Annotated in this window: 5 protein-coding genes; all 5 read right to left on the bottom strand. The window is 40.2% G+C overall.

Annotated elements, in window-relative coordinates:
* Positions 1-147 precede the first annotated feature (147 nt).
* Complete coding sequence (locus tag HCCG_RS02355) at positions 148-1,710, bottom strand: phospholipase D family protein (RefSeq protein ID WP_002955799.1); 1,563 nt, start codon at positions 1,708-1,710, stop codon at positions 148-150.
* A 53-nt stretch (positions 1,711-1,763) separates the two neighbouring features.
* A complete protein-coding gene (locus HCCG_RS02350; protein ID WP_002955796.1) occupies positions 1,764-2,507 on the bottom strand; it encodes a fumarate reductase iron-sulfur subunit in 744 nt (247 codons plus the stop codon).
* Positions 2,507-4,483, bottom strand: a complete 1,977-nt coding sequence (locus HCCG_RS02345) for a fumarate reductase flavoprotein subunit (protein WP_002955795.1) — start codon at positions 4,481-4,483, stop codon at positions 2,507-2,509. Before HCCG_RS02345 ends, HCCG_RS02350 begins: the two co-directional genes overlap by 1 nt.
* Entirely contained in the window at positions 4,484-5,254 is a 771-nt protein-coding gene (locus HCCG_RS02340) for a fumarate reductase cytochrome b subunit (RefSeq protein ID WP_002955794.1), read from the bottom strand. It abuts the gene before it with no gap.
* Positions 5,255-5,464: 210 nt separating this feature from the next.
* On the bottom strand, positions 5,465-6,859 hold a 1,395-nt coding region (locus tag HCCG_RS02335; protein ID WP_050754582.1), incomplete at its 5' end, for an ABC transporter ATP-binding protein.

The following is a 6,859-nucleotide window of genomic DNA, read 5'->3' as shown; positions in this document are numbered from 1 at the left end:
TTATATAGAAAAATAAAGTAGGCATTCTAAACAAAAAAACAGCTTAAGTTCAAGAAAAATGGCGAAAAAAGTGAGTGAAAGTTAAGAAAAGTGATAGTAAGAGTTGTAATTTTTAGAATCTCGGTATTGAGATTCTAAAAATTAAAGTTAAATTTGATCTTCAGGGAGCATTTTAGAGAGTGTTTTTAAGAATCTTGTCCATATACCTGTGTCTGGCGGGTGTTTAAGAATCTCATTTGCGCCATTATGTTCCCCTTCCCAGCGTGTTTTTTTTCCCTCCAAATACACGTGCCACGCACTTTGCATATCTTCTACCAAATCATTTTTTAAAACTTTGGCAAATTCTGGATTGTCAAAGACAACCACAGATTCTGTATTGAGATTTGCCGAGCGTGGGTCAAGATTAAAGCTGCCTATCCACGCAATTTTATCATCAAAAACGATACTTTTACTATGCAGGGAGGCTTTAGACTTTGACATTTTATCACGGAGTTTAGACTTGCCCTTGCCGTGGTATTGATACTCATAGACTTTTGCTCCCATTTTGATGAGCTTAGAGCGGTATCGCTCCCACGCCGCATACACGACAAGAGAATCTGTGGAGGCAAGAGAGTTTGTCAAAATATGTATATCCACATTATCATTAGCAAGTTTCGCAAAGCGTTTCATTCCCTCTTTGCTTGGCACAAGGTAAGCTGCGGAGATATAGAGATTTTTATATGTGTGATTAAGAATTTCACACAGTGCGTTGGCAATGGGACTTGGGAGTGAAGAATCTTCAATCTTGCGTGGGTTATCGGCAATAAAATTGGCATTACCCCAATGGACTTTAAAATCTTTTCTCTCATACTTTTGGCTTAAAGTAGTTATCTCACGCTCGTAGTGCTCCCATTCCGGGTTGGCTTTGAGCTTTTCAATGGAGGCTTTGAATTTTTTAAGGGACGATTTTAGCGGCAGAAGTGCCACAGGGATAGAGCGGTGAAAATCCCAATAAGTGTAGAAGCTATCTCGTGCATCTTTAGCAACTTTGCCAACAAACAGCACATCTGTATCCACAAAATTGACATTATTGTTTTGATCAAAGTAGTTATCTGCAATATTGCGTCCGCCTATAATGAGTGCTATATCATCGGCAATAAAAAGCTTATTGTGCATACGATGATTTATGCGATTAAAGTCAAACACCATCTCCGGATAGCGTAAAATGCGTGAGCGATTTTTATAGGGATTAAAAATCTTAACTTCAATATTTGGGTGAGAATCTAGAGCGATAATATCCGATAAATCAGAATCTAGCCCATTATCATCAATCAGCATTTTAACAATCACACCCCGCTGGGCAGCCAACCACACCTCGTGCATAAGAATGCGTGAAGCGATGTCATTTTTGTAGATATAGGTTTGCAAAATTAATGTTTTTTGGGCGTTTCTAGCCAAATAGGCACGATTCAAAAATGCATCTATCCCATCGCTTACAAGCACAGCTGCTGTGAGATTTGGATTTTGACTGAGCTGTTCTTTATAGGCTTTAGCAAGTTGTGTTTGCAAGGGATCAAAGGTCGGAGTAGGATTTGACTGCAAGGCTCGGGAGTCTTTAATATCTTTGGTGGATGCTACAATAGAGGAGCAACCAGCAAAAATAAAAAGGCATACAAGTGCGATGAGAGCGAAGTTTGTCGATGAAAAGAAAAAAGATTGAATAAACTGCATAGACTTTCTTTAGAATCCATCCTCCCCCCGTATTTTAGGGGGACAGATAAGGATTATTTCATACCTACACTTACCATTTTTCGGCGTAAATAAGCGATTTTACTTTGGAGCGGTAGCTCTTTGGGGCAAGTATCGTGGCAAGCTATAAGGCTCATACAGCCAAACACACCATCATCATTTCCCACAAGCTCATAATAATCCTCATCAGTGCGTTCATCGTGTGGATCAATCATAAATCGCACGATTCTATTCATTCCCGCAGCACCTACAAAGTCATCACGCATAACCTTTGTAGCACAACTTGCAATACAGCACCCACACTCAATACATCTATCAAGCTCGAAAACTTCATCAGCCACTTCAGGCTCTATGGGCATTTCAAGCTTTGAAATATCAGGCTTGTGTTGTGTGTGAATCCAGCTTTCAACTCGCTTTGTCATTCCTGCAAACCAATCGCCTGTATTTACACTCAAATCTTTAATAAGCTTAAATGCAGGGAGTGGCATAAGTGTGATAACGCCATCAGGGAAGTCTTGTGTGAGCGTCTTACACGCCAAACGCGGACGCCCATTAATCATCATCGCACAGCTTCCGCAGATTCCAGCACGACATACAAAGTCAAAGCTCAAATCCGGGTCTTGTTGCTCTCTAATCATACCAAGGGCGATAAAAACCGTCATAGAGTGAGCTTCCTCCACTTGATATTCCCTAAAATGAGGTTTAGAAACCGCACTTTGTGGGTCAAACTTCAACGCCCTAATAGTTAATGTCCTTCCTTTTTGTTGTGTTGCACTCATTACTTATCTCCTAGTCGTTGATTTCTTGCTTTGTATTGTGGCTGGAGATTGAAAGGCATAAGAGCTTCTTGTAGGGCATATCTATCGCCACCTTTAGCCTGAATCTCTTGTGTGATTTTATCAATCTCAGCTTGTCTTATAGCACTATTTGGATGTTCTATAATCATACCCTTAGCACCATATCCGCGGAATCCCGGAGCAATCTCCATTTTCATAATATCCAAATCTTCATAAGTTACCGTTGGTAATGTTTGGTTTGGATCTTCCCAGCTTGTAAGTGTGCGTTTTAGCCAATTTGCATCATCGCGTTTTGGGTAGTCTTCGCGTGTATGTGCTCCACGAGATTCTGTCCTATCAAGTGCACCTTTTGCTACGCATAATGCAATTTTAAGCATTTTTGGTGTGCGGTAGGCATCTTCAAGCTCTGGGTTGCTATGGAGCTTTTTATTCTGCACACGGATATTTTTACTGCGTTTATATAGCTCTTCAAGCTTATCAACTGCTTCTCTTAGTCCATCACCATCGCGGAAGATTCCCACATCATTATCCATAATGTCTTTCATTGCATTTTTAAGCTCATAGACATCTTCATTGCCCGTGCTATTAAGCAATGCTGCAAGATATTCTTCCTCTTTTTTGACAAATTTTTCTAATGTAGTAGTTTGCACATCAAGATTTGCCCCTTGACAATGCTCTGTGAAGTACCCACCGATAATCATACCTGATACCACCGCTTCACTGACAGAGTTTCCACCAAGCCTATTGAATCCGTGTAAATCCCAACACGCTACTTCACCTGCGGCAAATAGTCCTTTAAGGTAAGTTTCGCCCTTGTAGTTTGTGCGGACGCCACCCATAGAATAATGTTGCATTGGTCGCACAGGTGCCCAAACACCCGGTGTGGCAGGATCAATTCCCGCAAATGTTTTACAAATATCTTGCACATCACGCAAGTTTCGCTCAACATGAGCACGACCAAGGATTGAAATATCAAGCCACAAGTGATCACCATAAGGTGATTTTACACCCTTACCATTGCGGATATGCTCAAGCATTCTACGAGATACAACATCACGGCTTGCAAGTTCCTTTTTCTCTGGTTCATAATCGGGCATAAAGCGATAGCCATCAACATCACGCAAGATTCCACCATCACCCCTACAACCTTCTGTAAGCAAGATTCCACTAGGCACAAGTGGCGTTGGGTGAAACTGCACAGCTTCCATATTGCCAAGTTTTGCAATACCTGTCTCCATTGCAATAGCTGCACCAATACCCTCACAAATTACCGCATTTGTCGTATTTCTATACACCCTGCCGTAGCCACCCGTGGCAAGTAATGTGCCTTTAGACACATAGGCTATAAGCTCACCTGTTACCAAATCACGCACAACCGCACCATAGCACTTGCCATCTTGATGAATGATAGAAATAGCCTCTTTTCTATCTTGTATATCCACACCAAGCTTATAAGCTTCATTTGCCACCGCATACAGCATAGTATGCCCTGTCGCATCGGCAGTATAGCAAGTTCGCCATTTTTTTGTGCCACCAAAGTCGCGTGAATGGATATAGCCGTGGCGGAAGTCATCTTCTGTGATTGTTACTTTTTCACCATTGATAACTGCTGGGCGATCGCCTTTTTGGATTCTAGTCCAAGGCACACCAAATCCTGCTAACTCCCTGATTGCTTTTGGAGCGGTGGTAACAAACATTCTTGCTACATCTTGATCACAACCCCAATCGCTTCCCTTTACTGTGTCAGCAAAGTGTAAGTCCTCATTATCGCCATCACTCTTTACGGAGTTTCCAAGACTTGCTTGCATACCACCTTGAGCTGCTGCCGAGTGACTTCTTTTAACCGGAACAAGACTTAACACAATAGTATTTAATCCTGCCTCTTTTGCCGCAATAGAAGCCCTAAGCCCTGCTAATCCGCCCCCAATAATTAACGCATCACTATATACTACTTTCATTTACGCTCCTTTCCCTTGTGTGTGTTCATCTAGCATTCTGTATTCTTGTATGCTTTTATTAGAATCTAGTCCGTGTCCAATTTGCATATAGGCAATATAAGATGCGATACCAAGCACAAGACAAAAGGCTGTGAGTGCGAGTTTAATGGCTCTTAAAGTCTTAATACCTAAGCCTTCAAACCAACCCCACTTAATGCAAAGCCTATAAAGCCCGATAGATCCGTGGAATTCCACTGCGAAAAGTAAAAGTGCATAAAGGATATAGAAGTCTTGATGATAGAATCTGTATGAAGACGCACTAGGACCGATGTTTTCTGGCTGGGTAAGCATAATGAAAACATGTGGCATAGCAAGGAAGAAAATAGCAAAGCCTGTAACAGCTTGAATTGCCCAATATGTCGTATCTCCGTGCTTCATCAAGTCTTTATGGACGCGAAGTGCCAAGAATTGCTTGTAGTTAATGGGAAATTTTCTCATCGCCAAAAACGCGTGAACAACAAGGGCGATGATGACAATCACAACAATCGCTGAAACAATCCTTGGCTCTCCTGCTTCACCAAAAATAAAACTCCCTTCAAAGAACTTTGTAACCTTATACATCGCCTCTTTGCTGATTAAAATGCTTGCTACAAAGAGCAAGTGAGCCAACATAAATAGCCCCAAAAACAGCCCTGTTGCACTCTGCCAAAAATCAAGCTTAGCTGGGATTTTACTTTTTTTCCTTTGAGGCGTTACGCCTGTGTAACTCTCAATCACTTTATCCTCTCGCATAAATCCTCCTATGTGTAGTTTGACCTATCAAGCTCATAGCAAGAATCCTAACATTAAAGATTCCAAATACTAAGATTCTTGTGGCTTTTAAAAGGCTAGGTCGTATTATAGAAAAATATAGATTAAAGTTTTTTTATTTTATTTTAAGAGGACTAAAGTTTCTAAGCTAATGCTGGAAAGTAGCAAATTAAAGCAAGATTCTATATTTTGTTATGTTCTAAAAGATTGCAACGAGCGAGTTTCTGTTTTGATAATCTTACCTTCTTTGAGATGGAAGACTTCATCAGCAAGCTCTATGGTGCTTGGACGATGAGCGATGATAATAATAATTTTGTCCTGCCTTAGTTGTTCTATACTCTCTTTTATTGCCTCTTCAGTTTGTGAATCAAGTGCAGAAGTCGCCTCATCAAAAATTAAAACTTCAGGATTCTTATAAATCGCCCTAGCAATAGCGATTCTCTGGCGTTGCCCTCCGCTAAGATTTGTGCCAAATTCATCAAGGATTGTATGTATCCCTTCTGGCATTTGGCTTACAAAATCCCAAGCGTGTGCGTATTTGAGTGCTTCAATAGCCTTTTTTTCATCTATCTTGCTTCCATAGGCGACATTGTGAATAATGCTATCGTGGAATATGAAAATTCTTTGCGTTACCACCGCCATATTATCACGGACACTTTTTTGCGTATAGTCTTTAATATCGCGATTGTTAAGGGTGATAAGCCCTTCATTTGCTTCATAAAGTCGCAAAATGAGATTGATAATTGAGCTTTTGCCACTGCCACTTTTTCCTACAAGTGCAGTGATTTTATTTTTTCTAAAGTTAAGATTCACACCTTTTAGGGCGTGAGTTTCTTCATTATAGTGAAAATGCACATTGTTAAAATCAATACTATGAATGGGGGCTTGTAGCACCAAATCCCCATCTTTTATCTGTTGTTTTTGATTAAGGATTTCAAAGATTCTATCACTTGCGACAATAGCAATTTGCATTTGTGTATAGAGATTGACAAGGCGTTTAAAAGGTGTAAAAATAAGAAATAACGCCCCCACAAATGATGAGAATTGTGCCGCACTTAGCTCTCCTTGTGAAATATCAACGATTGCCATATACAGCACACAGCCTAGCATTATCGCACCTAAAAGCTCCATTAGAGGTGTGCTTAGCTCCCCCACACGCACAGCTTTCATACTGATTTTAAGAAAATGCAGATTTTGTGATTTAAAATTTTCATACTCTAGCTTTTCACCATTACTTGCCTTAATAACTTCTACATTATTAAAAATTTCATTGAGTTTTGAAGTAATATCCGCATTTTTTTCTTGGATATTGCGTGAGTATTTTTTGAGCTTTTTGATGATAAGACTAAGCGGTATAATGGCTAGTGGCATAATGACAAGCCCAATGAGCGCATACTTTGGACTTTGATAAATCACAATCACAACAAGCCCAATAATACTTATACCTTCACGCACAAATTCTGTGATGTAGTTTGATACAGCCGAGCGGATAAGCCCAATATCATTTGTGATTCTAGCAATCAATTCTCCTCCACGCATTTTATTAAAAAACGCCATTTCAAGTGAAAGCATATGATCTAGCATTCT

It is taken from the genome of Helicobacter cinaedi CCUG 18818 = ATCC BAA-847 (genome assembly GCF_000155475.1).
Lineage (GTDB): Bacteria > Campylobacterota > Campylobacteria > Campylobacterales > Helicobacteraceae > Helicobacter_C > Helicobacter_C cinaedi.
The sequence above is the reverse complement of the archived record's forward strand: the minus strand, read 5'-3'. Positions and strand labels throughout refer to the sequence as shown.